Genomic DNA, 25370 nt, shown 5'->3' with positions numbered 1-25370 from the left:
GGCCATCCCCACCAAGAACCCCCCGCCTCCCCGCGCGCACGCGGTTTCTCCGCGCATCTTTGACCTCCCGCACTGAAGCTTCTTCTCCACCTCGGACGTCCCGGCCCGGCGATTTTCTCGTTATCCAGGGCACGGACGGAGAGTGGAGACCCATGCGCCAAGAGGTCGCCGCAGGCTTGTGCTCCGGACGGTCCTACGTACGACGCTGACCACGCTGTGCCTGCTGGCCGCCTACTTCGCCACCCCGCTGACGAGGGCGTTCACGGTGGTGACCGCCGTGGTTCTGGGATGTGTCCTGGCCGCGCTGGGGGCGCTCGTCTGGTGGCAGGCGCGAGCGATCGTGCGGTCGCCCGCACCGCGGCTGCGGACCGTCGAGGCACTCGCGACGTCCGTCCCGCTCTTCCTGGTCGCCTTCGCCGCAGGCTACTGCTCGATGGAGAACAGCGCGCCGGGTGCCTTCTCCGAACCGCTGACGCATGTCGACGCCCTGTACTTCACCATGACCGTGTTCTCCTCGGTCGGCTTCGGCGACATCGTGCCGCGCTCGCAGCCGGCGCGGATCCTGACAACAGTGCAGATGTTCGGTGACCTCGTCTTCCTCGGGCTCGTCGTAAAGGTCCTGATCGACGCCATGCGCCGAGGCGTCGAACACCGGGGGCACGGGGGCGGTTAGCATGCGGTGCATGGAGTGCTTTGCCGCTTGGCGTACGCGTCACTGAGGGATCGGACCCGCTCGCCGGCGATTTCATCGGCCGGGAGCCCCTTCCTTCACCCGGGGCATCAAGCCCTCAGCCCGAAAGGCGCACTCCCATGCTCATCCGTGGGTTCGTCCAGGACGACCTGGCCCCACTCACCGAACCGATCCGGCGCGCAGGAACGGCAGTGTCACGCTCCTCGCCGTCCGGGACGAGCACCGCCGGCACGGCGTGGGCGCCGCCCTCTGCGAGCACGCCTTCGCACAGATGCGAATGCTCGGAGCCGAGGTAGTCGAGATCGGTACCGGCGGGGACTCGTTCCACGCACCTGCCAGGGCGCTGTACGAGCGGCTCGGGTTCGTCCCGCTGCCGGTCGTCGCCTATTACCGGCAGCTCTGAGTCGGACCCGTCCGGGACGGGTGCCCCGCGGCACCGTCTTGAACGTGTTCAAAATTTTGCGTTACGGTGGATCCGTCCGCTGGAGGTGGCTGTGAAAGTTGTGATTCCCGGGGGGACCGGGCAGGTGGGGGCCATTCTGAAGCGCGGCCTGACGGCGGCCGGGCACGAGGTCGTGGTGCTGACCAGGAGGCCCGTGCGTGCGGGCGAGGTCGGGTGGGACGGGCGGACGCTCGGGGCCTGGGCCGAGGTGGTCGACGGCAGTGACGTCGTGATCAACCTGGCCGGACGCAGCGTCAGCTGCCGTTACACGCCGGCCAATCTGCAGGAGATGATGGATTCGCGGGTGGAGTCCGCCCGGGTCGTGGGCGAGGCGATCGCGGGGGCCGTGCGGCCGCCGCGGGTCTGGCTGCAGATGAGCACCGCCACCGTCTACGCTCACCGGTTCGACGCGGCCAATGATGAGGCGACCGGTGTGATCGGCGGTGCCGAGGCCGGGGTGCCGAAGTACTGGGGCTACAGCGTCAGGATCGCGAAGGAGTGGGAGCGGGCTCAGGAGCGGGCCGAGACTCCGGGGACCCGCAAGGTCGCGCTGCGCGCGGCCATGGTGATGAGCCCGGATCGCGGGGGTGTCTTCGACGTCCTGTCGTGGCTGGCGCGGCTCGGGCTCGGCGGGCCGGTCGCGGGCGGCGCGCAATACGTGTCCTGGATCCATGATCGGGACTTTGTGCGTGCGGTCGAGTTCCTGATCGAGCGGGACGATCTCGCCGGGCCGGTCAACCTCGCCGCTCCGGGGCCGCTGCCGCAGCGGGCGTTCATGCGCGCGCTGCGGGCCGCGTGGGGAATGCCGGTCGGTCTGCCCGCGACGGCGTGGATGGCGGAACTCGGGGCGCTGGTGATGCGGTCGGATACCGAGCTCCTGTTCAAGAGCCGCCGTGTCGTGCCCGGTCGGCTGCCCGACGCGGGGTTCGTCTTCGACCATGCCGGGTGGGCGGAGGCCGCTGATGATCTCGTGCGGCGTGCGCGGCGGAGCAGGAAGGCGGCCAGGCCGGGGATGTGAATTGCCGTCCGTCCGGTTGATCTCCTCCTTACTCTGTGGTCAGGGGTCGTCGACGCTCCGTGTGCGTCCTGTACTGGGTTTCCGGGGGCGTGGCACGGGCACGTGAGTGACCGTTGCCAGGACGTGTCCTTCGAGTACCGGGGGGTTTCGGAGATATGACCGCGGGGTGGTACGGGTCCGGGGGGATGGATCCGTTCGAGGAGATGCTCGCCCGGTTCTTCGGTGCGCGGGCGCACCGAAGGCCGCAGGAGCGGATCAGCATCGCGCGGCTGATGAGCGAGCCGGCGCGCGAGCTGGTGCGGGACGCGGCGGCGCAGGCGGCGCAGTGGGGCAGCGTCGACCTGGACACCGATCACCTGCTGTGGGCGGCGACGCGGCAGCAGGGGACGCGGCAGTGGATCGCGCGGGCCGGCGCGGACCCGGACAAGATCCGGAGCGAGATCGAGGAGCATGGGCGGCGGGGCGAGGCGCGCGATGTGCCGCCTGAGCTGACGCCGTCGGCGAAGCGTGCGCTGCTGGATTCGCACCAGGTGTCGCGGGCGCTCGGGTCGTCCTATATCGGGCCTGAGCATGTGCTTTTCGCGCTGGCGCTGGATCGTGGGTCGAGTGCGGGCCGCATTCTCGATCATGAGCATGTGACGCCTGACTCGCTGCAGCAGGCGGCGACCGGCGGCGGGCAGGGGCAGCCGCCCAGCGGGGGCGGCGGGCAGCCGTCCGGGACGCCCACCTTGGACGAGTTCGGCCAGGATCTGACCGCGCTGGCGCGGGAGGGCCGGATCGACCCGGTGATCGGGCGGCAGCAGGAGATCGAGGAGACCGTCGAGGTGCTGTCGCGGCGCACCAAGAACAATCCGGTGCTGATCGGCGACCCGGGGGTCGGGAAGACCGCGATCGCCGAGGGACTGGCGCAGCGGATCGTCGATGACGACGTGCCGGAGACGCTGCGCGGGAAGCGGATCGTCCAGCTGGATCTGAGCGGTGTCGTCGCGGGCACGAGGTACCGGGGCGACTTCGAGGAGCGGCTGAAGAAGCTCGTGGACGAGGTCCGTGAGCACGCCGATGAGCTGGTCGTCTTCATCGATGAGATCCACACGATCGTGGGCGCCGGGAGCGCCGAGGGGGCCGTGTCGGCGGGGAACATGCTGAAGCCCGCGCTGGCGCGGGGCGAACTGCATGTGGTCGGTGCGACGACGATCGATGAGTACCGGCGGAATATCGAGAAGGACGCGGCGCTGGAGCGCCGGTTCCAGCCGATTCTCGTGTCGGAGCCGAGCCCCGACGACAGCATCGAGATCCTGCGCGGGCTGCGCGACCGGTACGAGGCGCACCACTCGGTGCGCTACAACGACGAGGCGCTGATCGCGGCCGTGGACCTGTCCAGCCGCTATCTCACCGACCGGTTCCTGCCGGACAAGGCGATCGACCTGATCGACCAGGCGGGGGCGCGGGTGCGGTTGCGCTCCGGGACGCGGGACGGCAGCCGCCGCGAGCTGGAGCAGCGGCTCGACCGGCGGCGCCGCGAGAAGGACCAGGCCGTCGCGGACGAGGACTACGAGAAGGCGTCCGAGCTGCGCGACGAGATCGCCCGGCTGGAGAAGGACCTGACGACCGCGCGCGACGACGACGCGCCCGTGACCGTCCCCGAGGTGACCACCGAGGACATCGCCGAGGTCGTCTCCCGGATCTCCGGGGTGCCGGTCACGCAGCTCACGCAGGCCGAACGCGAGCGGCTGTCCCGCCTGGAGGAGCACCTGCACCAGCGCGTGGTCGGGCAGGAGGACGCGGTGGCGGCGGTGTCGCGGGCCGTCCGGCGGTCGCGGGCCGGCATGGGCGACCCGGACCGTCCGATCGGCGGGTTCCTGTTCCTCGGGCCGACCGGCGTCGGGAAGACGGAGCTGGCGAAGGCGCTGGCGGAGGCGCTGTTCGGCAGCCGGGACCGGATGATCCGGTTCGACATGAGCGAGTTCCAGGAGCGGCACACCGTCAGCCGGCTGATGGGCGCCCCGCCCGGATATGTCGGATACGAGGAGGCGGGGCAGCTCACCGACGCGGTGCGCCGGCAGCCGTACTCGGTGATCCTGCTGGACGAGATCGAGAAGGCGCACCAGGACGTGTTCAACGTCCTGCTCCAGCTCCTCGACGACGGCCGGCTGACGGACGCGCAGGGCCGCACCGTCGACTTCCGCAACACCGTGGTGATCATGACGTCCAACCTCGGCTCGGAGCTGATCACCGGCACGACGGAGATCGGGTTCGGCGGCCGCGACGGCGACGGGAGCGCGCTCAGCGACCGGATCATGCGGCGGCTGCGCGAGTCGTTCCGGCCCGAGTTCCTCAACCGGATCGACGAGATCATCGTGTTCCGGCGGCTGGAGGCGGGGCAGCTCCGGCAGATCACCGACCTGCTGCTGGACGAGACGCGCCGCCGCCTGCGCGCCCAGGACGTGGACGTCGACTTCACCGCCGAGGCCGTCGACTGGCTCGCCGAGCGCGGCTACCAGCCGGAGTTCGGCGCCCGGCCGCTGCGCCGCACGATCCAGCGGGAGGTGGACGACCAGCTCGCCGACCTGCTGCTGTCCGGCGACCTGGAGCACGGCCGGCACGTGGAGGTGTCCGCCGTGGAGGGCGGTCTCCAGTTCGACGTCACCGGGGAGTCCGTGCGGTAAGTGTTATAGTCCGCCTGTAACCCTTACAGGAGGGCTCGTGCGCATCCCGATCGGTGATTACGCGGCAGGCGCTGAGCTTGCGAACGCGCTGGTCAGCACGTCGCCGACCGTGCGCGGGGCGGAGGCGCTGGCCGATGTCGACGCGCTGGCCGAACTTCTGGCGGGGCACTGGACGCCGGAGGAAGCGGACATCTTCCCCGTGCAGCTGCTTCGCCGGGAGGTCCGCGGCATCGTGGAGACCGAGAACGCCGAGCAGGCCGCCGCGGGCGCGGCCGTCCTGCTCCGCCGGGCCGGGCAGGCGCCTGTGCTGCGCCGCGATGCGTCCGGGCAGTGGCAGTGGTTCGTGCCTACCGATCCGGACGCGTCCCTCGCCGACGAGCTGGCCGCGGTCATCGCGGTCGCGATCTCCGGGGTCGTGCGGGCGCTCGGCCACGAACGCTTCCGGGAGTGCGCCGCGCCCGGCTGCCGCGGCGTGTTCATCGACGCCAGCCGCGCCGGACGCCGCCGCTACTGCATGCCCGAGCGGTGCGGCAACCGGCTCAACGTCGCCAACCACCGCGCCCGCCGCCGGGAGGCGGTCCGATGACGCTCCCCGGCGCGATCCGGCTGCCGGACGGCACCTGGATCCGGGGACGCGGCCTCCGCAATCCGCTGCCGGACGGTCCGGAGCCCGACTTCGGCCTCTACCTGGGATCGGCGAAGCTCCAGCGCCGCCACGCGTCCGACCTGCGCTGGGCCGCTCAGTGGCTCGACTGGCCCGACTTCCGGCTGCCCCGCGACCGGGACGAGGCCGTCCGGCAGATCCGCGCACTGCACGAACGGGCCAAGGCGGGCGAGGCCGCCGAGGTGGCGTGCGGCGGCGGCGTCGGACGCACCGGCACCGTCATCGCCTGCCTCGCCGTCCTGTCCGGCGTGGACCCGGCTGACGCCGTCGCCTGGGCGCGCGAGCACCACCACCCGCGCGCCGTGGAGACCCCCTGGCAGCGCCGCTGGGTGACGCGTTTCCCGAGCGGCTAATCGCCCAGGATCAGCGTCGCGGCGTGCTCACCGATCATCATGCTGGGCGCGTTGGTGTTGCCGCCGATGATGCTCGGCATGATCGAGGCGTCCGCGACCCGCAGCCCCTCGATGCCGCGCACCTTCAGCGCCGGGTCGACGACGGCCCGCTCGTCCGACCCCATCCGGCAGCTGCCGACCGGGTGGTAGACGGTCGTCGCGCGGTTCGGCAGCTCCTTCGCCAGCGCGGCGCGGTCCGGGTACTGCGGGCCGGGCGACAGCTCCGCCTTGACGTCACCGGCGATGGCCTTGTTCGCCATCGCCTCGCGGACGAGCTCGATGCCGTCCAGCAGCAGCCGGGCGTCGTCGGGCTCGGTCAGGTAGCCGGGGTCGATCACCGGCGCGGCGGCCGGGTCGGCGGACGCCAGCCGGACCGTCCCGCGGCTCTTCGGGTAGATCAGCGTCGGCATGATCGTGAGGGCGCGCCGCTTGTCCACCTTGTGGCGGATCGGGGCGTCCTGGTTCGGGAACGGGTACGACCACGGCAGCGCGTGGATCTGCAGGTCGGGGATGTCGCCGGCCTGCCCGCTGCGGACGAACCCGACCGCCTCGAACACGCTGCGGGCCACCCACGTCCCGCCCTTCGTCCACTCCTTGGCGACGCCGCGCGCGAAGTAGGGGGCGGTGCCCTTGTGCCGGGCCGTGTCCATGACGAACGTCATCGGCACGAACATGTGGTCGTGCAGGTTGTCGCCGACGGGCAGGTCGGCGTGCACCTCGATGCCGTGCTCGCGCAGGTGCGCGGCCGGGCCGACGCCGGACAGCATCAGCAGCTGCGGCGAACCGAACGCGCCCGCCGCCAGCACCACTTCCTTAGACGCCCGGATCGTCCCCGGCCCCTTCTTGGTGACGAGCTCGACGCCCGTGGCGCGACCCTTCTCGATCACCACGCGGCCGACGGTCTCGCCCGTGATCACGGTCAGGTTGGCGAGCCCGTGGTCGTCGAGGTAGCCGACGGACGAGCTGTAGCGCAGCCCCTTGTCGACGCTCTGCTGGAAGACGCCGACGCCCTCCTGCTCCTCGCCGTTGTAGTCGTCGTTCCGCTTCACCCCGGCCGTCTCGGCCAGCGCCTCGATGAACGCCTCCGACGCCGGCGTCAGGTCGCGCTGCCGGGTCACCTGGATGGGGCCGCCGGCGCCGCGCAGCTCGGTGGCGCCGTCCTCCCAGTTCTCCATGCGCTTGTAGCTGGCGAGGACGTCGTCGTAGCCCCAGCCGTCGCAGCCGTCCGCAGCCCAGTCGTCGTAGTTCTTGCGGTGCCCCCGCACGAACAGCATCCCGTTGATCGACCCGGAGCCGCCGAGGACCTTGCCCCGCGTCTGCGGGATCTTCCGGTCGAGCGCGTGCTTCTGCGGCTCGCTGTAGAACCCCCAGTCCAGCTTCTTCTTCAGCTGCGGGACGTTGTGGAAGACGGCGATCAGACCGGGCTTGCGGACCATCGGCGTCCGGTCCGGCCCGCCCGCCTCCACCAGGACGACGCTCGCCCCCGAGTCGGCCAGTCGCCGCGCCAGCACGCATCCCGCGCTGCCGGCCCCCACCACGACGTAATCAGCGGTCTGGTCCATGTCTTCCTCTCAGCGGCGCCCGCGCACGCGCGAACGACCCCAGTCGAGGGCCCGCGCCTGGCCCGGTCGGCGCCGCCGTGCAGGCGACTTCATGGGTGCGCCGATCGTAAACGGAACGGAACCGCTGGCCAAGGGGTGTCCCGATCACCGGAACGGGCCGTTCAGCGGAGGATGCCGCCGGTGCGGGCCTCGGTGAGCCAGGACGGGAACTCGTTCATCAGCCGCCGGTAGAGGTCGTCGTCGGCGATGGCCTTCGGCTCGGGACCGGCCGGGAAGAAGTCGGCGTTGTCGATCGCGCGCTTGCGCGGGACGGGCAGGTCGTCGAGCTTGCGCAGGAACTTGAACTCGTCGTCGCCGAACCCGACGAACTGCCAGAAGATCGGGAGGGTGGACGCGTCGCAGAGGATCTTCTCGGCGGCCGTCCGGGAGTCCGGCGACCCGTCCGTCTGGAAGATGACGAACGCGGGGGCGGCGGGCGCGGTGGCCCGGTAGTGGTCGATGACGGCCTGCATGGCGGCAGCGTAGTTCGTCGTCCCCATGTGCCCGAGGCGGTCGTGCTCCTCGTTGATCCGGCCCTGGTAGTCGGTGAGGCTCACCTCCACCATCGGGTGCGCGACCTTGTCGAAGAACACGATGGGGACGACGCCGTCGTCGTCCAGGTGCGCGGCGAGCGCGAGCGCCTGCTCGGCCAGGTGCTGGACGGTGCCGTCCTTGTAGTACCGGCGCATCGACCCGGACCGGTCGAGGACGAGGTAGACGGCGGCGCGCTCCCCGCCGAGCCCGCGCTTTTCGAGGTTGACCTTGGCGGCCTTGTAGAGGTTGACGAGACCGGGCGCGGTCGACTGCACCTTGTCCAGGCTGATGGGCATTCGGGAAGCTCCTCAACGGCGACGTGAACGTCCAAGGATGCACCGTTATGCCAGGTCGGCGCAGGGTTCTGCCGGATCCGGCCGCGGCGGGGCGCGTCAGGAGTCGTAGTCGACGGTGAGGTGCGGGGTGGCGGGGGTCGACTGACAGGTCAGGATGTAGCCGGCGTCGACTTCGGCGGGGTCGAGGGCGAAGTTGCGATGCATGTCGGCTTCGCCTTCGACGACCCTGGCCCGGCAGGTGCCGCAGACGCCGCCCTTGCAGGCGAACGGCAGGTCGGGGCGGATGCGCTGGGCCGAGTCGAGGATCCTCGCGTCCTGGGGCTGGGTCAGGGTCGTTGAGCGTCCGTCGAGGACGACCGTGACCTCGCACGCTGGGCCGGACGGTGCCGACTGCTTCCGGTTCGGCTCGGGCGGGGCCTCGTCCACGAAGAAGAGTTCCTGGTGGACGCGGTCACGCGGCACAGCGAAGCCCTGCAGGACGTCGCGGGCGTCGGTGACCATGCCGAACGGGCCGCACAGCCACCAGTGATCGACGTCGGGGACGGGCACGAGCAGGGGGAGGAGGGCGCGGAGTCTGTCCGCGTCCAGGCGTCCGGTGAAGAGTTCTGCTTCGCGGGGTTCCTGGGAGAGGACGTGGACGAGTTCGAAGCGGTCCGGGTGGGCGTCCTTCAGGTCGGCGAGTTCGTCGGCGAACATGACCGTGCCGCTGCGCCGGTTGCCGTACAGGACGGTGACGCGCGCGCGGGGGTCGGCGAGCGCGGACGCGGCGATCGACAGGACGGGCGTGATCCCCGACCCGGCGGCGATCAGCACGTGATGCGCGGCGGCCGTGCCGAGCGTGAAATTGCCGGACGGCGGGAGCACCTCGATGATGTCGCCCGCTCGCACCTCGTTGACCAGCCACGATGAGAACATGCCGGCCGGGATCTCGCGGACGCCGATGCGCGGCGCGGCACCGGCCGGCGCGCAGATCGAGTAGGAGCGGCGCTCTTCCCCGCGGCAGAGGGTGAGGAACTGGCCGGGGCGGAACGCGTACGCGTCCGCCAGGTCCGGCGGCACGTCGAAGGTGACCGCGACCGCGTCGTCGCACAGGCGCTCGACGCCCGCGACGCGCAGCGCGTGGAAGCCGGCGCGGGCGGGGGCGACCTCGGTGAGCGTCACTCAGATCTCCTTGAAGTGCTCGAACGGCTCGCGGCAGGCGTCGCAGCGGCGCAGCGACTTGCAGGCGGTGGCGCCGAACCGGGACAGCTCGACCGTGTCGGACGAGCCGCAGTGCGGGCAGCGGATGCGCCGGGTCGGGCCCAGCGAGAGGGGGATCGGGCCGGATGCGCGGTGCGGCGCCGGGCCAGGGGGCGCTATCCCGGCCTCGTGCAGCTTGCTGCGTCCCGCGTCGCTGATCCAGTCGGTCGTCCACGGCGGGTCGAGGACCGTGCGGATCCGGACGTCGGCGTATCCGGCGTTGGCGAGCTCCCTGCGCAGGTCGGCGCGCATCGCGTCCAGGGCGGGGCAGCCGGTGTAGGTCGGGGTGATCGTCACCTCGACGCGGCCTGTGTCCTCCGTGACGTCGCGCAACACGCCGAGTTCGGCGAGCGTGAGCATCGGCAGCTCGGGGTCGGTGACCGTCTCGGCGATCGCTCGGGCGCTCACCATGTCGCCCCCGGATGCTCGCGGGCGAGGGTCTGCATCTCGGTCAGGAGACCGGTCAGCGCCTCGGAGTGCGCGCCGTCCCGTCCGGCCAGGTGGGACGGCACGGGCTCGGGGCGCCGGAGGGTCGCCCTGGCCAGCACCTCGTCGAGGACGGTGTCGAACTCCTTGCGGACGTCGGACGGGTCGACGCCGACCCCGGCATCGGCCAAGCGGCGCTCGATCTCGTGCGCGACGAACAGTTCGCCGGTCTGCGGCCAGAGGTCGTCCAAGGCCCGCTGGGTGCGCTCGTGGGAGAGGTCGGTGCCGTCGCCGAGCCTGATCGTCCACAGCGCGGCGTGGTCGCGGTGGTAGGCGACCTCCTTGACGCCCTTCGCGGCGATCGCGGCCAGCACCGGGTCGTTGGACGTCGTGAGATGGTCCAGCAGCGCCAGCCGCCACGTCGCGAACATCAGCAGCCGGACGGTCGAGTAGGCGAAGTCGCCGTTCTCCACCTCGGCCAGGCCGACATTGCGGAAGTCGGACGCGTCCCGGAAGTAGGCCAGATCGTCCTCGCCGCGGCCTTTGTCCTCGGCGACGCCGGCGCGGGCGAGCAGCAGTCGCGCCTGGCCGAGCAGGTCGAGCGCGATGTTGGCGAGCGCGACCTCCTCCTCCAGTTCGGGAGCGTGCGTGCACCACTCCTGGAGCCGGTGCGACATGACCAGGGCGTCATCGCCGAGCATCAGGCAGTACGCGGCCAGCGCGGCGCGGTCGACGCCGTCCGGGACGGACGGGTCGATCCCGGCGAGCGGGTCGTCGAAGCCGGTGCCGAACGCCCAGTGGGTGTCGTCGCTCTGCTCGGAGAGCGCCTCGAACGGGTTGTCGGAGGACATCGGGACCTCACATGTGGGGGACGTTCTCGGGAATGTCGTAGAACGTCGGGTGCCGGTAGACCTTGTCGCCGCTGGGCGCGAAGAACGGGTCCTTCTCGTCGGGACTGGACGCGGTGATGTCCTCGGACCTCACCACCCAGATGCTGACGCCCTCGTTCCGCCGCGTGTACACGTCGCGGGCGTTCCGCAGGGCCATCTCGTCGTCGGGGGCGCGCAGCGAGCCGACGTGCACGTGGTTCAGGCCGCGCTTGCCGCGGACGAACACCTCGTAGAGCGGCCAGTCCTTCTCCATCACGCCACCTCCTTCCGGGCGTGTTTCGCGGCGTGCGCGGCGGCGGCCTCGCGTACCCAGGCGCCGTCCTCGTGGGCCTTGCGGCGCCGCTCGACCCGCTCCGCGTTGCAGGGGCCGTCGCCGCTGATCACCCGCTTCAGCTCCGACCAGTCGATCTCGCCGAAGTCGTGCCGGCCGCGCTCCTCGTTCCAGCGCAGGTCGGGGTCGGGGAGCGTGACGCCGAGCGCCGCCGCCTGCGGGACGGTCATGTCCACGAACCGCTGCCGCAGCTCGTCGTTCGTGTGCCGCTTGATCTTCCAGGCCATGGACTGCGCGGTGTGCGTCGAGTCGGCGTCCGGCGGGCCGAACATCATCAGCGACGGCCACCACCAGCGGTTCACGGCGTCCTGCACCATGTCCCGCTGAGCCTCGGTGCCGCGCATGAGCGTCATCAGCAGCTCGTAGCCCTGCCGCTGGTGGAACGACTCCTCCTTGCAGATCCGGATCATCGCCCGCGCGTACGGGCCGTAGGAGCTGCGGCACAGCGGCACCTGGTTGCAGATCGCGGCGCCGTCCACCAGCCAGCCGATCACCCCGACGTCCGCGAACGTCAGCGTCGGATAGTTGAAGATCGACGAGTACTTCTGCTTCCCGGAGATCAGCTTGCCGGTCAGGTCGGACCGGTCGGCGCCGAGCGTCTCCGCCGCCGAGTACAGGTACAGGCCGTGGCCCGCCTCGTCCTGCACCTTGGCGAGCAGGACCGCCTTGCGGCGCAGCGACGGCGCGCGGGTGATCCAGACGCCCTCCGGCTGCATGCCGATGATCTCCGAGTGCGCGTGCTGCGCGATCTGCCGGACCATCGTCGCCCGGTACTTGTCGGGCATCCAGTCGCGCGGCTCGATCCGCTGGTCGCGCTCGATCGTCCGCTCGAAATGCTCCTGCGTCATGACGCCTCCCGCTTGGCCACCAGGGTCAGGACGTCGTACTGCGCGACGACCGCGCCGTCCTGCCGGGTGACCTCGGTGTCCCAGCGGACCTCGCCGTAATCGGCGTTCTCGCGCGGGGTGATCTGCTTGGCGGTGAGCCGCACGGTCAGCTCGTCGCCGGGGAACGTCGGGGCCAGGAACCGCAGGTTCTCCAGCCCGTAGTTCGCGAGGACGGGGCCGGGCTCGGGCGACACGAACAGGCCCGCCGCGAACGAGACCACCAGGTATCCGTGCGCGACCCGCCCGCCGAAGAACGGGTTCGCCTTGGCGGCCTCCTCGTCCATGTGCGCGTAGAAGGTGTCGCCGGTGAACTCGGCGAAGTGCTCGATGTCGTCGAGCGTGACGGTTCGCGGGCCGGCGGTGACCGTGTCGCCGATTCGCAGCTCTTCGAGGTGCTTGCGGAACGGGTGGACGTCGGTCTCGGTGCGGGACGTGCCCGGCGTCCAGTGTCCGGTGATCGCGGACAGCATCGACGGCCCGGCCTGGACGGCGGTGCGCTGCATGTGGTGCATGACGCCGCGCATTCCGCCCATTTCCTCGCCGCCGCCCGCGCGTCCCGGCCCGCCGTGGACGAGCCCAGGCATCGGCGAGCCGTGCCCGGTGGACTCCTTCGCGTCCTCCTCGTTGAGGACGAGCAGCCGCCCGTGCCAGGGCGCGGCGCCGATCACGACGCGGCGCGCGAAGTCGGCGTCGGCGGTGACGACCGAGCCGACCAGACTGCCCAGCCCGCGGGCCGCCAGCGCGACGGCCTGCTCGGCGCCACCGTCGTAGGGGAGCAGCGTGCTGACCGGGCCGAATGCCTCGACCTCGTGCGGCTCGGCGCGGTCGGTGTCGTCCACGCGCAGCAGGATCGGCGACATGAACGCGCCGCGCTCGGCGTCGGCGCCGATGACGTCGACGTGCTCGGGGTCGCCGAACATGATCCGGCCCGCGTCCAGGAGCTTCTTCAGTTGGCGGCGGACCTCGTCGCGCTGGTCGAGGGTGGCGAGCGCGCCCATCCGGACGTCCGGGTCGGACGGGTTGCCGACCTTGACCCGCGCGAGCCGCTCGCTCGCCGCCTGCGCGACGTCGTCCATCAGGTCGGACGGCACCAGTGCGCGCCGGATGGCCGTGCACTTCTGGCCGGCCTTCACCGTCATCTCCGTGACGAGCTGCTTCACGAACAGATCGAACTCGGCCGTTCCCGGACGGGCGTCCGGGCCGAGGATCGAGCAGTTCAGCGAGTCGGCCTCGGCGTTGAAGCGGACCGACCGTCCGGTCACGACCGGGTGCTTGCGCAGCAGGTGGCCGGTGGCGGCCGAACCGGTGAACGCGAGCAGATCCTGCTCGGTCAGGTGATCGAGCAGGTCACGCGGGTCGCCGCAGACGAGCTGGAGCGTCCCCTCCGGCAGGATGCCCGACTCGATGATCAGCTCGACCAGCCGCGCGGACAGGTACGCCGTCTGCGGGGCGGGCTTCACCAGGCTCGGCATGCCGGCGAGGAACGCGGGCGCGAGCTTCTCCAGCGGGCCCCAGACGGGGAAGTTGAACGCGTTGATCTGCACGGCGACGCCCTGCAGCGGCGTGCAGATGTGCCGTCCGGCGAACGTGCCGCCCTTGCTGAGCGGCTCCACGTCCCCGTCGACCAGCACGGTGTCGTTGGGCAGTTCGCGCTTGCCCTTGCTCGCGTACGCCAGCAGGACGCCGATGCCGCCGTCCACGTCGATCTTCGAGTCGCCGAGCGTCGCGCCGGTGCGCGCCGACAGCGCGTACAGCTCGTCGCGGTGTTCGCGCAGGTGAAGCCCGAGTTTCTTCAGCAGCGCGGCGCGCTGGTGGAAGGTCAGCTCGCGCAGGGCCGGGCCGCCCGTCCGGCGCCCGTGCTCCAGCGCCGCGCCCATGTCGATGCCGGTGGAGGAGATCCGCGCGACCTCCTCGCCGGTCACGGCGTCGGCGAGCGGCGCGCCCTCGTCCGGCGGAACATGCCAGGCACCGGACACGTAGCTGGGCAGCGGAGCCATCCGACCTCCTCGAATTACTGACCGTCCGTTCAGTCAGATATTAACCCGGGAACGGGCCCCGGGAGAAGAGCCGGGCGGGCTCGGCGCTGCGATAATGGCCGCCGTGAGCAATGTGGGCGGGCGGGCGAACCGGCGGGGACGGCCCGGCTACGACCGGGAGTCGCTGCTGCGGGTCGCGGTGCAGGTGTTCAACGAGCGCGGCTACGACGGCACCAGCATGGACGACCTGGCGAAGCGGCTCGGGATCGGCAAGTCCGCGATCTACCACCACGTCGCCAGCAAGGACGAACTGCTGCAGCTCGCCGTCGACCGGGCGCTCGACGGGCTGTTCGCCGCCGCCGAGGAGACCGCGGCCGTCGAGGGACGGGCCATCGACCGGCTGGAGCACCTCGTCCGGGCCAGCGTCGTCGTCCTCGTCGAGCGGCAGCCGTTCGTCACCCTGCTGCTGCGGGTGCGCGGCAACACCGCCGTCGAGAAGCGGGCGCTGGCCCGCCGCCGCGAGTTCGACCACCTCGTCTCCGGGCTGGTCGCGCAGGCCGAGGCGGACGGCGACATCCGCCCCGACATCGACCCGGCGATCGCGGCCCGGCTGCTGTTCGGCCTGGTCAACTCGCTGATCGAGTGGTACAGGCCGCGCGGCGGCGCGAGCGGGGAAGAGATCGCCGACGCGCTCTGCAAGGTCGCGTTCGACGGCCTGCGCCGCCGCGCGGCGGCTACCGGTGAGTGACCAGCACTTCGGGACGCTCCACGCAGTCGGCGACGAACCGCAGGAAACCGCCGGCGACGCCGCCGTCGCAGACCCGGTGGTCGAACGTGAACGACAGCTGCGTCACCTTGCGCAGCCTCACCTTCCCCTTGTGCGCCCACGGCTTGTCGGCGATCCGGCCGACGCCGAGCATGGCCGCCTCGGGATGGTTGATGATCGGCGTCGAGCCGTCCACACCGAACACGCCGTAGTTGTTCAACGTGAACGTGCCGCCGGTGAGGTCACTCGGCGACAGGCGTCCCTCGCGGGCCGCCTCCGTCCGCTCCCTCAGCGCTTCGGCGAGCTCGGCCAGCGTCATCGCATGCGCGTCCCGGACGACCGGCACGACGAGCCCCCGCTCGGTCTGCGCCGCGAACCCGAGATGGACGTGCGGCACCTGGACGACCTCCTGCCGCTCGGTGTCCACGTAGGCGTTGAGCTCAGGGAAGCGCCGGAGCCCGGTCAGGCAGATCCCGGCGAACAACGCCAGCATGCCGACATGCGCCTCGGGGTCGGCCTGCTGGATCTTCTTCTTGAGCTTCACCAGCCGGGTCGCGTCCACGTCCACCCAGGTGGTCGCGTCCGGGATCTCGCGGCGGCTACGCGACAGCTTCTCCGCCATCGCCCGCCGCACCCCCTTGAGCGGAACCCGCACGACGTCCGTCTCGTCGGGCCTCGGCGTGGCGTCGACGATCGCCTTCTCCACGTCCCGCCGCAGCACAACCCCACCGGGACCGGTCGGGCTGAGCCCCCCGACATCGATCCCGTTCTCCTTCGCCAACCGCCGCACCACCGGCGAAATAACCCGCACCACCTCATCCCGCGAAGGCGCTGCGGACGGCGCGGGAACCTGCTTGGCGGCGCGACGGCGCGAGCGACGGTTCTCAGTCGTCCCGTACCCGACGAGCACGTTCCCGGACCCGGCCCGCTCCTCTTCCCGATACCGCTCCGCAGCAGCATTCTGCGTGGTGATCGAGATGAGGGGAGAGCCTACGTCCACGACCGTGCCGGCCTTGGCGTAGAGCTCGGTGACGGTGCCGGCGACGGGGATTGGGACGTCTACGGCGGCCTTCGCGGTTTCTACCTCGACGATGATCTGGTCGACGGTGACGGTATCGCCTACCGAGACCTTCCACTCCAGGACTTCGGCCTCGGTGAGGCCCTCGCCCAGGTCGGGCAGTTTGAAGACGGTCACGCGGCACCGCCCAGGTAGCGGGTGTCGGGCTGGTCGTCGCGTTGGAGGCGGTCGAGCGCGTCCAGGACGCGGTCGACGTTCGGGAGGTGGTGGTGCTCCAGCATCGGCGGCGGGTACGGGATGTCGAAGCCCGTCACGCGGAGCACCGGTGCTTGCAGGCTGTGGAAGCAGCGTTCCTGGACGCGGGCGGCGATCTCCGCGCCGACGCCCGCGAAGCCGGCGGCCTCGCTGATGACGATGCAGCGGCCCGTCCTGCGGACGGAGGCCGACACGGTCAGGTCGTCGAACGGGACGATGGTGCGCAGGTCGATGACCTCCAGGTCCCAGCCTTCGTCGGCGGCGGCGCTCGCGGCCTCCAGGGCGACCGGCACGCTCGGGCCGTAGGCGACGACCGTCGCGTCGCGGCCGGGGCGGCGGATGGCGGCGCGACCGAACGGGTCGGTGCGCTCCAGGTGCTCGATGTCCGACTTCGACCAGTAGAGCTTCTTCGGCTCCATGAACACGACCGGGTCCGGGTCGTCGATCGCCTCGCGGAGGAGGGAGTATGCGTCTTCGACCGTGGCCGGTGTGACGACCTTCAGGCCCGGGGTGTGGGCGTAGTACGCCTCGCTGGAATCGCAGTGGTGCTCGACGCCGCCGATTCCGCCCGCGTAGGGGATGCGGATGACGAGCGGCAGTTCGACCTGGCCGCGCGTGCGGTTCCGCATTTTCGCGACGTGCGAGGCGATCTGCTCGAACGCCGGGTAGGCGAACGCGTCGAACTGCATTTCGACGACGGGCCGGAAACCGCCCATCGCCATTCCGACGGCGAAGCCGACGATGCCCGCCTCGGCGAGCGGGGTGTCGAAGCAGCGGTCGTCGCCGAACTTCGCGGCCAGCCCGCCGGTGATGCGGAAGACGCCGCCGAGCGTGCCGACGTCCTCGCCGAACATCACGACGCGCTCGTCCTCGTCCATCGCTTCGCGGAGCGCCGTGTTCAGCGCCTGGGCCATCGTCGTCATGACAGCGCCTCCTCGGCCTCGATCTCGGTCCGCAGCTGCGCCCGCTGCTCGTCCAGCTGCGGGTCCGGGGTGCCGTAGACGTGGTCGAACAGCCCCAGCGGGACGAGTTCGGGGTCGGCGTTCATCCGGTCGCGGAGGCGGGCGGCGAACTCCTCCGCCTCGGTGGACGCCGCCGCGACGTCCTCGTCGGTGAGATGCCCGCGCCGCCGCAGATATGCCTCCAGCCGGGCGATCGGGTCGCGTTTCCGCCATTGTTCGGCCTCGGCGTCCGTCCGGTAGCGGGACGCGTCGTCGGCGTTCGTGTGCGATTCGAGGCGGTACGTGTGCGCCTCGACGAGGAACGGTCCATTGCCTGAGCGGGCGTGCTCGACGGCCGCCGCCAGGACTGCCAGCACCGCGACCGGGTCGTTTCCGTCCACCCGTTCGGAGTGCACGCCGTAACCGATGCCCTTGTAGGCGAGGGACGGCGCGGCGGTCTGCCGGTCCAGCGGCACCGAAATGGCGTACTGGTTGTTCTGGACGAGGAACACCACCGGCGCCTTGAACACGGCGGCGAAATTGAGCGCCTCGTGGAAGTCGCCCTCGCTGGTGGCGCCGTCGCCGACGCAGGCCAGCGCGACCCGTCCCGTCCCCTTGCGCTGTTCCGCGTACGCGAGCCCCGCCGCGTGGACGGTCTGCGTCCCGAGCGGCGTGCACTGCGGCGCGGTGTGGTGCAGCCCGGGGTCGTATCCGCAGTGCGCGTCGCCGCGGAGCAGCGACAGCACCTCGACCGGGTCGATGCCGCGCGCCACAAGGGCCATCGACTCCCGGTAGGTGGGGAAGTACCAGTCGTCGTCCGCCAGCGCGAGCACGGAGCCGACCTGGCACGCCTCCTGCCCGTGGCTGGACGGGTACACGGCCAGCCGGCCCTGCTTGGTCAGCGCGGTCGCCTGCGCGTCGAACCGCCGCCCGACGACCATCGCGCGGTGCGCCCGCCGCAGCAGCTCCGGATCCGGCACCGCGTAGCGCTGCCTCCCGCGTACCGCCGCGCCGCCGTCGGTCAGGAACCGCACGGGCTCCGCCGAGGGGAGCAGCGCCTCAACCCGGTCCGTCGTCATCCGCCTCCACCTCCGCACTCGATCGGTGCTAGGAATATGAACCAGATCGGCCATAGGTCTCAATAGACGGCCAAAACACAGGACAATCGGCCAGCAAGCGGAGCATTCATGGACCATCTGTCTCCCGAAACCGCACCCTCCGCGGGCCCGGACGGACGTTCGGCGGCGCCCCTCGACGACGTCGACCGCGCGATCGTCCGCGAGCTGCGCGCGGACGGCCGCATCTCCATGCGCGCCCTCGCCGAGAAGGTCAGCGTCTCCCGCTCCAACGCCTACACGCGGGTGGAGCGCCTCATCGCCGACGGCGTCATCACCGGGTTCACCGCGCAGGTCGATCCCGTCCGCGCGGGGATGGGCACGGCGGCCTACGTCCTGGTCAACATCGAGCAGAACTCCTGGCGCAAGGTCTCGGCCGAACTCCGGAAGATGGCCCACATCGAGCACCTGGCGTTCGTCGGCGGGGACGTTGACCTGGTCATGCTGGTCCGCACGCCCGATAACGCGTCGCTGCGCGACGTCGTCCTGGCCCGCATTCACGCCGTCGAAGGCGTCCGCGCGACCCGCACCTGGCTCATCTTCGACGAGATCCCGGCGGCACCGATCGAGCGCGAGAAGCGTTCATGATCGCGTACGCTGAGACGGCCGGGAGCCGGCGCTCCCGGCTGTGAGGAGAAATGGTGGCAGCTGACCGGCAGCAGCCGAACGGATTCGATCCGAACGTCCCGAACATCGCCCGCATGTACGACTATTACCTGGACGGGAAGGACCATTACGCGGCCGACCGCGCACGCGCCGACGAGGCGATCGCGGCCGACCCGACGCTGGTCACGCTGATCAGGGAGAACCGCGCCTTTCTCGGCCGCGCGGTGCGGTATCTCGCCGAGCAGGGCATCGACCAGTTCCTCGATATCGGCACCGGGCTGCCGACGCAGCAGAACGTCCACCAGATCGCGCAGTCGGTGAACCCCGCCGCCCGCGTCGCCTACGTCGACTACGACGGGCAGGTCGTCGCGCACGGCCGGGCGCTGCTCGCCGCCGCCGAGGGCACGCGGATGATCGTCGGCGACGTCCGCGACCCCCGCGCGATCCTCGACGACCCCGAGGTGCGGCGGCTGCTGGACTTCGGCAAGCCGATCGCGCTGCTGCTGGTCGCGACCCTGCACTTCATCCAGGACGAGGACGACCCGCAGGGCATCATGGACGAGCTGCGCGACGCGCTCCCCTCGGGCAGCCACCTCGTGCTGACCCACGCCTCGGCGGACGGCGTCCCCGACGTGGTCGCCAAGGTCGTCGAGGTCTACAAGCGGACGAACGCGCCCGGCACGCCCCGCACCGAGGAGCAGGTGACGGCCCTGTTCGGCGACTTCGAACTGCTCGACCCGGGCCTCGTGTGGGCGCCGCTGTGGCGGCCGGAACGCTCCATAACGCTGGAGGAGGCCCTCCCCATCTGGTTCTACGCGGGCGTCGGCCGCAAGCCGTAGGTATTGGCATACCGCGCCCGATACGTGATGGTGGCAAGGGGACGGGCCAAACGGGAGGCTGCAGCATGCGGGCGAGCACGGTCGGAGCGGCACTGAAGGACGCGGCGGCGCGGGACAAGGCATTCCTGTACGACGGCGACGACACCATCACGTTCACCGAATTCGACCAGCTGACCGACCGGGTCGCGGCCGGTCTGCTGGCACGCGGAAGCAGGCGCGGCGACCGCATCGGCCTGCTGGGACTCAACACCGCGCAATGGCTCGCCGCCTTTTTCGGCGCGGCCCGGATCGGTGCCGTCATCGTCCCGCTCAACGTCCGCTACCGGGAACAAGAGCTGTCCTACATGCTCGGCCAGAGCGGCGCGCGAATGGTCATCAGCACCGCCGCGATTCCGGATTTCGACTTCACCGAGTTCTTCGCGAAGTTCCGTCCTCAAGCGCCCGGCGTGACCGATTACCTCTTCTTCGGCGCGGAGTTCGACGAACTGGCCGCGACACCCGCCGAGCCGGTGCCGGACGCCGCCGCCCCGGACGACCCGCTGATGATCCTCTACACGTCGGGGACCACCGGACGCCCCAAGGGCGCGGCGATCACCCACCGCAGCATGCTGGCCTCGGCGAACGCCCAGGCCGACCACTTCGCGATGACCGACGCCGACGTCCTGCTCGGGCACCTGCCGTTCAACCACGTCGGCGGCATCACCTGCACCATCATGGCCGCGCTGGTCAGCGGCGGTTCCGTGGCGCTCCTGCCCGCCTTCTCCCCGGACGGCGCGCTGCGCGCCATCGAACGCCACCGCGTGACGTTCCTCGGCGCCGTCCCCACCATGTACGTCCTCATGCTCGGCCGCCCGGACTTCGCCGACCACGACGTCTCGTCCGTGCGCCTGTGCATGGCGGGCGGCTCCAACGTGGAACCGGCCCTGGCCGAGTCGATCCGCCGGGCCTTCCCCGGCGCCCCGCTCTACGGCCTGTACGGCCTGTCGGAGTCCTCGGGCGCCTGCGTCCTGTCGCCCGTGGACGACGCCCCGGAGACCGTCGCCCGCACCCTCGGCGTGATCATCGGCGACTTCGAGGCCCGCGTGACCGGCCCGGACGGCACCGCCGTCCCGTCCGGCGAGACCGGCGAACTCCAGATCCGCGGCGGCTGCGTGACCGCCGGCTACTGGGACATGCCGGACGAGACCGCCGAGGTGTTCCTCCCCGACGGCTGGCTCGCCACCGGCGACATGGTCGCCATGGAACCGGACGGCCACCTCGTCCTGCGCGGCCGCAAGAAGGAGATGTACATCCAGGGCGGCTTCAACGTGTACCCGGTCGAGATCGAGAACGTGCTGACCGCGCACCCCGGCGTCGCGATGGCCGCCGGGATCGGCGTCCCCGACGACGTCCTGGGCGAGATCGGCCGCTTCTACATCGTCCCGCGCCCCGGCGCCGAGCCGCCCACCGAGGACGAGCTCACCGCCTACTGCCGCGACCGCCTCGCTGACTACAAGATCCCCCGCCAGTTCGTCATCACCACCGAGGTCCCGATGACCCCGGTCGGCAAGATCCACAAGGTTCAGCTGAAGAACGACTACCTTCAGGGCAGCCCGTAGGCGCGGCGCAGCGCGGCGTCCACGAGACGCTGCGGCGCCAGCGTCTTGAGCGGAGGAACCCAGAGGCTCTCGCACCCGGCGCCGTAGCGTCCGCGCGGCGCCTTCGCGGTCGCGGCCTTCCAGACGATCCGGGCGGCCTTCCGCGGATCCTCGCCTTTCCGGAGGGCGCCCTGAAGCGTGGCGCGGGCGCTCTCCCGTGGCCCGTCATAGTCGGCGATGGCGGACTCGTTCGCGGTGGACGAGTTCAGCACCTCGGTGGTGAACACGCCCGGCTCGACCAGGCACACCTTGATGCCCAGATGCCACACCTCGTGGCGCAGCGACTCGGTGTAGCGGGCGAGGGCGGCCTTGGAGGCGGCGTAGAAGCCCTCGCCCGGCTCCCCGACCCACGCGGCCAGCGACCCGACATTGACGATGCGGCCACGCCGGCGTTCGCGCATTCCCGGCAGCACCGCGTCGACGAGACGGACGGCGCCGAAGAAGTTCGTCTCGAACAGCGCACGCGCCTCCTCCGGCGTGGTCTCCTCGGCGAAGCCCAGATGCATGATGCCCGCGTTGTTGATCAGGACGTCGATGTCCCCTTCCGCGAGCACCTCGCCGACGCATTCCCGCACGGACTCAGCGGAGCGCACGTCCAGCCGAAGCATCCGGACCCCGCCCTCGTCCGGGCGCTCGCGCCGGGATGTGCCGAAGACGCGGGCGCCGCGCTCGGCGAAGAGCAGCGCGGTCGCCCGTCCGATCCCGGACGAGGCGCCGGTGACCAGGACGTTCGCCGATGCCATGGAAACACCTCTCAGTGCCCGCGTGGGGCGTACATGATCAGGGCCATGCCGGCCAGGCAGACCAGCGCGCCGGCGATGTCGAAGCGGTCGGGACGGTAGCCGTCGGCGACCACGCCCCACAGGATCGACCCGGCGACGAAGATCCCGCCGTACGCGGCGAGGACGCGCCCGAAATGGGCGTCCGGCTGAAGCGTGGCGGCGAAACCGTACAGGCCGAGCGCGATGACGCCGCCGCCGACCCAGATCCACCCCCGGTGCTCGCGCACGCCCTGCCAGACCAGCCAGGCGCCGCCGATCTCCAGCACGGCGGCGGCGACGAACAGCGCGATGGAGCGGGCGATGAGCAAGGCGGCGTCCTAGATCAAGGGGCGAACAACTCGTCGATCAGCCCGGCGGCCTCCGCGGGGGCACGCACCTCCAGATGAACGACGTCCCCATCGAAGCAGAGCCGGAAGTCGAAGAACGGACAGCACCGCTGCTCGGCCGCCGCCAACTCACTCACGGCCGCAGCCCGGCCGACCGGCGACGTAACCCGCACCCCGCCACCGATCTCCGCCACCCGCCCGTCCCCGATAACGCCCCGCCATTCAGCAACCCGCTCGACCACACCGTCCCCAGCGAGCGAACAGGCGATCGGCATCTCGGCCATGTCATCGCCGTCGGCGACCGCCGACCCTCCGACCTTGGGCCGGTCGGTCGGCCCGCAGCCGGCGTCGCACAGATCCGCCAAGTCGTCGCCGCCTGTTATGCCGATGACCGCTGGTTTCTCGGGCTTAGGGTGGCCGGACGGGAAGCCGCATTCGGCGTCGCAGGGATCCTGCCGGTCGGGTAGGGCGTCCAGGTGTTCCAGGACGTTGTGCAGGGAGGCGGTGAAAGCTGCCAGTTCGGTGATGCGGTGGTCGGCCTCGTCCAGGCGGGCGGCGACGCGGGGGCGCAGGTCGGCCTTCACATCGGCGCACGCCCCGGCCTCCCACACCGCGAGCAGCTCTCCGATCTCGTGCAGCGGCAGGCCCAGGTGCTTGGCCGAGCCGATGAACGCGAGCCGTGTGACCGCGTCCTCCCCGTACGTCCGGTAGCCGGACGGGGTGCGGTCCGCGGGCAGCAGGCCCGCGCTCTCGTAGTACCGCAACGTTGTCGCGGGGACGCCGCTGCGCTCGGCGAGCTGCGATATCCGCATCGTCGTCATACCTGCGACGGTAAACCTTCGACCCGGCTCGAAGGTCAAGCCCTTTCGGTCCGGTCGGACGCGGACAGCCGGCCCAGGTAGGCGTTGTAGCGGGCGAGTTCGGCGTCGTCGTCGCGCACCGCCTGCCGGTCGGTGCGCGCGGCCCGCCGCACGTCGTCCCGGTACCACTGGGCGAACAGCGCGGCCAGGACCAGCATCGTCGGCACCTCGCCGAACGCCCACGCGATGCCGCCGCCGGTCGTCTGGTCGGATACCACGTTCAGGTGCAGGGACCCGGGCGGGTGGGCGAAGAAGCCGACGATGGGCGCGCCCGCCATCATCACCGCGATCCCGAAGAAGGCGTGGAACGGCATGCCCATGAACAGCTCCAGCATGCGCAGCGGGTGCGCCGGACGGTGCGGCGCGGGATCGGCGCCCACGATGGGCCAGAAGAACAGCAGGCCCACGGCGACGAAGTGGGCGAGCATGATCTCGTGCCCGAGCCAGCTGCGCATGGCCAGGTCGAACAGCGGCGTGAAGTACAGGCCGTAGAGGCTCGCGATGAACAGCGGCAGCGTGAAGAGCGGCGACGACACCACCCGTGCGAAGCGGCTGTGCAGGAGCCGGACGAGGAGTTCGCGCGGCCCGGTGCGGCCGCGTCCCGCGGCGGGAAGCGCCCGCAACGCCAGGGTCAGCGGCGCGCCCAGCAGGAGCAGGATCGGCGCGAGCATGGACAGCACCATGTGCTGGACCATGTGGACGCTGAACATCTCCATGCCGTAGCCGCCGACGCCCGTGCAGGTGACGGCGGCGCAGGCGGCGACCCCGGCGGTCCAGGCGGCCGTGCGGAGCGGCGGCCAGCGGTCGCCGCGCCGCCGCAGCCGCAGTACCCCGGCCGCGTAGCCGGCCAGCGCGAACAGGCACAGGACGGGTTCGAGCGGCAGCGGCTGCGGATGCCACGCGATCAGGCGCTCCAGGGTCGGCGGCGCCATCGGCATCCACATCGGGCCGCTCATGTGCGTGGACATGCCCATATTCATGATCATGACTCCAGCAGGGCGCGGCCGACGTAGTCGCCTTCGGCCGCGCCGCCGGGGACGGCGAAGACCGCGCTCGACTCGTGCCGCAGGTAGCGGGTGAGGCCGTCGGCGCCGTCGAGCTTGCGCTGCACCTGGATGAAGCCGGTCGTCGGGTCGGCCTGCCAGGCGATGAAGAGCAGCCCTGCGTCTGGCGCGCCGTCCGGGCGCAGGCCGTCGTGGTAGGAGAACCCGCGGCGCAGCATCGTCGCGCCGCCGTTGGACGACGGCGCCGCCACCCGGACGTGGGCGTCGCCGGGGATGGCGAGCGACCCGTCCGGCCGGACCGCCCCGAGGTTCAGCGGCGTGGTCTCCGTCCCGCCGGACAGCGGGGCGCCGTCGGTTTTTCGGCGGCCGATGACACGTTCCTGCCGGGCGAGGGGAAGCCGGTCCCATGTGTCCAGCAGCATCCGGATGCGGCGGACGACCGCGTACGAGCCGCCGTTCATCCAGGCGTGCGGGCCCGGCGCGTCCGCGACGAAGACCTTCGCGTCGTACTCGGACGGACGCGGGTTGCCCGTCCCGTCGAGTTGGCCCATGAGGTTGCGCACCGTCCTCGGCCGGTCGGTCGCGCCCCGTGCCCGGTTGAAGCCGTTCATCGTCCAGCGCACCTTCGCCGTCCCGGACGCGGTCTTCTGAAGGACGCGCAGCGCGTGCACGGCGACCAGCGGGTCGTCGGCGCCGATCTGTACCCACAGGTCACCGTCGCTCCGGTCGCGGTCGAGCGCGTCGGCGGAGAACGGTGGCATCTCCACCAGTGCGTCCGGCATGTGGTCCTTCAGCCCGGTCTTGCCGAAGAAGGACCGGCCGAACCCGAACGTCACGGTGAGGGAGGACGGTCCGGCGTCCAGCGCGATCTGGTCGTCGCCGGCGGGCGGGCGTCCCCGGGTCATCGCCTCGGCCGCCGCCGACCAGCGGCGCAGGAGGGTCGCCGCGCCGGGCCGTCCGGCATCGGGCTGTAGGTCGAACGCGACCAGATGCCCGCACGCCTGCGCCGGCGTGGTGATCCCGGCCTGGTGGCGGCCGTGGAACGGGACGGCTGGTCGCTTATACACACCTGACCCTCCCCACGAAGAGGAGAGTGCAAATCTCGCTGGTCACCAGCTAATTAAAAAACGAAATAGGAGACGTAATCACAGCACAACATATCACAGTG

At 71.1% G+C, this 25370-nt stretch carries 26 protein-coding genes; 10 read left to right on the top strand and 16 right to left on the bottom strand.

Annotation, left to right across the window (positions count from 1 at the left end; translation table 11 throughout):
• Positions 1-178: 178 nt before the first annotated feature.
• The 6 genes from HUX53_RS42815 (at position 179) to HUX53_RS35875 (ending at position 5834) form a co-directional block, all read left to right on the top strand.
• Complete coding sequence (locus HUX53_RS42815) at positions 179-673, top strand: potassium channel family protein (RefSeq protein WP_176407731.1); 495 nt, start codon at positions 179-181, stop codon at positions 671-673.
• 49 nt (positions 674-722) lie between these two features.
• On the top strand, positions 723-1094 hold the full coding sequence (locus HUX53_RS42810; protein WP_176407734.1) for an N-acetyltransferase: 372 nt from the start codon (positions 723-725) through the stop codon (positions 1092-1094).
• An 85-nt stretch (positions 1095-1179) separates the two neighbouring features.
• Positions 1180-2151: a DUF1731 domain-containing protein gene (locus tag HUX53_RS35890; protein WP_309237595.1), complete on the top strand. Its 972-nt coding sequence runs from the start codon at positions 1180-1182 to the stop codon at positions 2149-2151.
• Between the two features lie 155 nt (positions 2152-2306).
• Positions 2307-4817 carry an ATP-dependent Clp protease ATP-binding subunit gene (locus HUX53_RS35885; protein WP_176407729.1) on the top strand — a complete coding sequence of 837 codons (2511 nt, stop codon included), beginning with the start codon at positions 2307-2309 and terminating at the stop codon, positions 4815-4817.
• Between the two features lie 37 nt (positions 4818-4854).
• Positions 4855-5403: a CGNR zinc finger domain-containing protein gene (locus HUX53_RS35880; RefSeq protein WP_176407728.1), complete on the top strand. Its 549-nt coding sequence runs from the start codon at positions 4855-4857 to the stop codon at positions 5401-5403.
• Positions 5400-5834 (top strand): protein-tyrosine phosphatase family protein, encoded by a 435-nt coding sequence (locus tag HUX53_RS35875; RefSeq protein ID WP_176407727.1) that lies wholly within the window; start codon positions 5400-5402, stop codon positions 5832-5834. Before HUX53_RS35880 ends, HUX53_RS35875 begins: the two co-directional genes overlap by 4 nt.
• Here HUX53_RS35875 and HUX53_RS35870 read toward each other — a convergent pair.
• The 8 genes from HUX53_RS35870 to paaZ all read right to left on the bottom strand — a co-directional run bounded on the left by HUX53_RS35870 (position 5831) and on the right by paaZ (position 14074).
• Positions 5831-7435 carry a GMC family oxidoreductase gene (locus HUX53_RS35870; protein WP_176407726.1) on the bottom strand — a complete coding sequence of 535 codons (1605 nt, stop codon included), beginning with the start codon at positions 7433-7435 and terminating at the stop codon, positions 5831-5833. The two genes, HUX53_RS35875 and HUX53_RS35870, sit on opposite strands and share 4 nt — an antisense overlap.
• Before the next feature lie 161 nt (positions 7436-7596).
• Positions 7597-8304: a VWA domain-containing protein gene (locus HUX53_RS35865; protein ID WP_176407725.1), complete on the bottom strand. Its 708-nt coding sequence runs from the start codon at positions 8302-8304 to the stop codon at positions 7597-7599.
• A 96-nt stretch (positions 8305-8400) separates the two neighbouring features.
• Complete coding sequence (gene paaE / locus HUX53_RS35860; RefSeq protein ID WP_176407724.1) at positions 8401-9465, bottom strand: 1,2-phenylacetyl-CoA epoxidase subunit PaaE; 1065 nt, start codon at positions 9463-9465, stop codon at positions 8401-8403.
• Positions 9466-9954 (bottom strand): 1,2-phenylacetyl-CoA epoxidase subunit PaaD, encoded by a 489-nt coding sequence (gene paaD / locus HUX53_RS35855; protein ID WP_176407723.1) that lies wholly within the window; start codon positions 9952-9954, stop codon positions 9466-9468. It lies immediately after the preceding gene.
• On the bottom strand, positions 9948-10820 hold the full coding sequence (paaC, locus tag HUX53_RS35850) for a 1,2-phenylacetyl-CoA epoxidase subunit PaaC (RefSeq protein ID WP_176407722.1): 873 nt from the start codon (positions 10818-10820) through the stop codon (positions 9948-9950). The genes paaD and paaC overlap by 7 nt, the downstream gene beginning before the upstream one ends.
• Before the next feature lie 7 nt (positions 10821-10827).
• A complete protein-coding gene (gene paaB, locus HUX53_RS35845; RefSeq protein ID WP_176407733.1) occupies positions 10828-11112 on the bottom strand; it encodes a 1,2-phenylacetyl-CoA epoxidase subunit PaaB in 285 nt (94 codons plus the stop codon).
• Positions 11112-12038 (bottom strand): 1,2-phenylacetyl-CoA epoxidase subunit PaaA, encoded by a 927-nt coding sequence (paaA, locus tag HUX53_RS35840; RefSeq protein WP_176407721.1) that lies wholly within the window; start codon positions 12036-12038, stop codon positions 11112-11114. The genes paaB and paaA overlap by 1 nt, the downstream gene beginning before the upstream one ends.
• Positions 12035-14074, bottom strand: a complete 2040-nt coding sequence (paaZ, locus tag HUX53_RS35835) for a phenylacetic acid degradation bifunctional protein PaaZ (protein ID WP_176407720.1) — start codon at positions 14072-14074, stop codon at positions 12035-12037. The genes paaA and paaZ overlap by 4 nt, the downstream gene beginning before the upstream one ends.
• 103 nt (positions 14075-14177) lie before the next feature.
• Here paaZ and HUX53_RS35830 point away from each other — a divergent pair, with 103 nt between their 5' ends.
• A complete protein-coding gene (locus HUX53_RS35830; RefSeq protein ID WP_309237594.1) occupies positions 14178-14801 on the top strand; it encodes a TetR/AcrR family transcriptional regulator in 624 nt (207 codons plus the stop codon).
• On the opposite strand, the gene HUX53_RS35825 is transcribed toward HUX53_RS35830, so the two are convergent.
• From HUX53_RS35825 to pdhA, 3 genes are read right to left on the bottom strand one after another with little or no spacing between them, the layout of a single operon-like run.
• Positions 14788-16014 (bottom strand): dihydrolipoamide acetyltransferase family protein, encoded by a 1227-nt coding sequence (locus HUX53_RS35825; RefSeq protein WP_176407718.1) that lies wholly within the window; start codon positions 16012-16014, stop codon positions 14788-14790. The two genes, HUX53_RS35830 and HUX53_RS35825, sit on opposite strands and share 14 nt — an antisense overlap.
• The gene (locus HUX53_RS35820; protein WP_176407717.1) at positions 16011-17015 is read right to left on the bottom strand and encodes an alpha-ketoacid dehydrogenase subunit beta; all 1005 of its coding nucleotides are present in this window, start codon (positions 17013-17015) and stop codon (positions 16011-16013) included. The genes HUX53_RS35825 and HUX53_RS35820 overlap by 4 nt, the downstream gene beginning before the upstream one ends.
• On the bottom strand, positions 17012-18112 hold the full coding sequence (gene pdhA, locus HUX53_RS35815) for a pyruvate dehydrogenase (acetyl-transferring) E1 component subunit alpha (protein ID WP_176407716.1): 1101 nt from the start codon (positions 18110-18112) through the stop codon (positions 17012-17014). The genes HUX53_RS35820 and pdhA overlap by 4 nt, the downstream gene beginning before the upstream one ends.
• 108 nt (positions 18113-18220) lie before the next feature.
• Between pdhA and HUX53_RS35810 the strand changes: the two genes are divergently transcribed.
• The 3 genes from HUX53_RS35810 (at position 18221) to HUX53_RS35800 (ending at position 21191) form a co-directional block, all read left to right on the top strand.
• Positions 18221-18736 (top strand): Lrp/AsnC family transcriptional regulator, encoded by a 516-nt coding sequence (locus HUX53_RS35810; protein ID WP_176407715.1) that lies wholly within the window; start codon positions 18221-18223, stop codon positions 18734-18736.
• Between the two features lie 50 nt (positions 18737-18786).
• Positions 18787-19593, top strand: coding sequence for an SAM-dependent methyltransferase (locus HUX53_RS35805; RefSeq protein WP_176407714.1), 807 nt, complete (start codon positions 18787-18789; stop codon positions 19591-19593).
• 65 nt (positions 19594-19658) lie between these two features.
• Positions 19659-21191, top strand: a complete 1533-nt coding sequence (locus HUX53_RS35800; protein ID WP_176407713.1) for a class I adenylate-forming enzyme family protein — start codon at positions 19659-19661, stop codon at positions 21189-21191.
• On the opposite strand, the gene HUX53_RS35795 is transcribed toward HUX53_RS35800, so the two are convergent.
• Genes HUX53_RS35795 through efeB form a run of 5 tightly spaced genes read right to left on the bottom strand, consistent with a single transcriptional unit; the run spans position 21176 to position 25269 of the window.
• Positions 21176-21973: an SDR family NAD(P)-dependent oxidoreductase gene (locus HUX53_RS35795; RefSeq protein WP_176407712.1), complete on the bottom strand. Its 798-nt coding sequence runs from the start codon at positions 21971-21973 to the stop codon at positions 21176-21178. The two genes, HUX53_RS35800 and HUX53_RS35795, sit on opposite strands and share 16 nt — an antisense overlap.
• A gap of 11 nt (positions 21974-21984) precedes the next feature.
• Positions 21985-22320 carry a YnfA family protein gene (locus HUX53_RS35790; RefSeq protein ID WP_176407711.1) on the bottom strand — a complete coding sequence of 112 codons (336 nt, stop codon included), beginning with the start codon at positions 22318-22320 and terminating at the stop codon, positions 21985-21987.
• 14 nt (positions 22321-22334) lie between these two features.
• Positions 22335-23159: a heavy metal-responsive transcriptional regulator gene (locus tag HUX53_RS35785; RefSeq protein WP_176407710.1), complete on the bottom strand. Its 825-nt coding sequence runs from the start codon at positions 23157-23159 to the stop codon at positions 22335-22337.
• A gap of 35 nt (positions 23160-23194) precedes the next feature.
• Positions 23195-24178 carry a cytochrome c oxidase assembly protein gene (locus HUX53_RS35780; protein WP_255205962.1) on the bottom strand — a complete coding sequence of 328 codons (984 nt, stop codon included), beginning with the start codon at positions 24176-24178 and terminating at the stop codon, positions 23195-23197.
• Between the two features lie 2 nt (positions 24179-24180).
• Positions 24181-25269 (bottom strand): iron uptake transporter deferrochelatase/peroxidase subunit, encoded by a 1089-nt coding sequence (gene efeB / locus HUX53_RS35775; protein ID WP_176407709.1) that lies wholly within the window; start codon positions 25267-25269, stop codon positions 24181-24183.
• Between the last annotated feature and the right edge of the window lie 101 nt (positions 25270-25370).

The sequence above is a fragment of the Actinomadura sp. BRA 177 genome (assembly GCF_013372625.1).
Taxonomy (GTDB): Bacteria; Actinomycetota; Actinomycetes; order Streptosporangiales; family Streptosporangiaceae; genus Spirillospora.
Note: the sequence above shows the minus strand (reverse complement) of the source record. Positions and strands in the feature narration are given on the sequence as shown.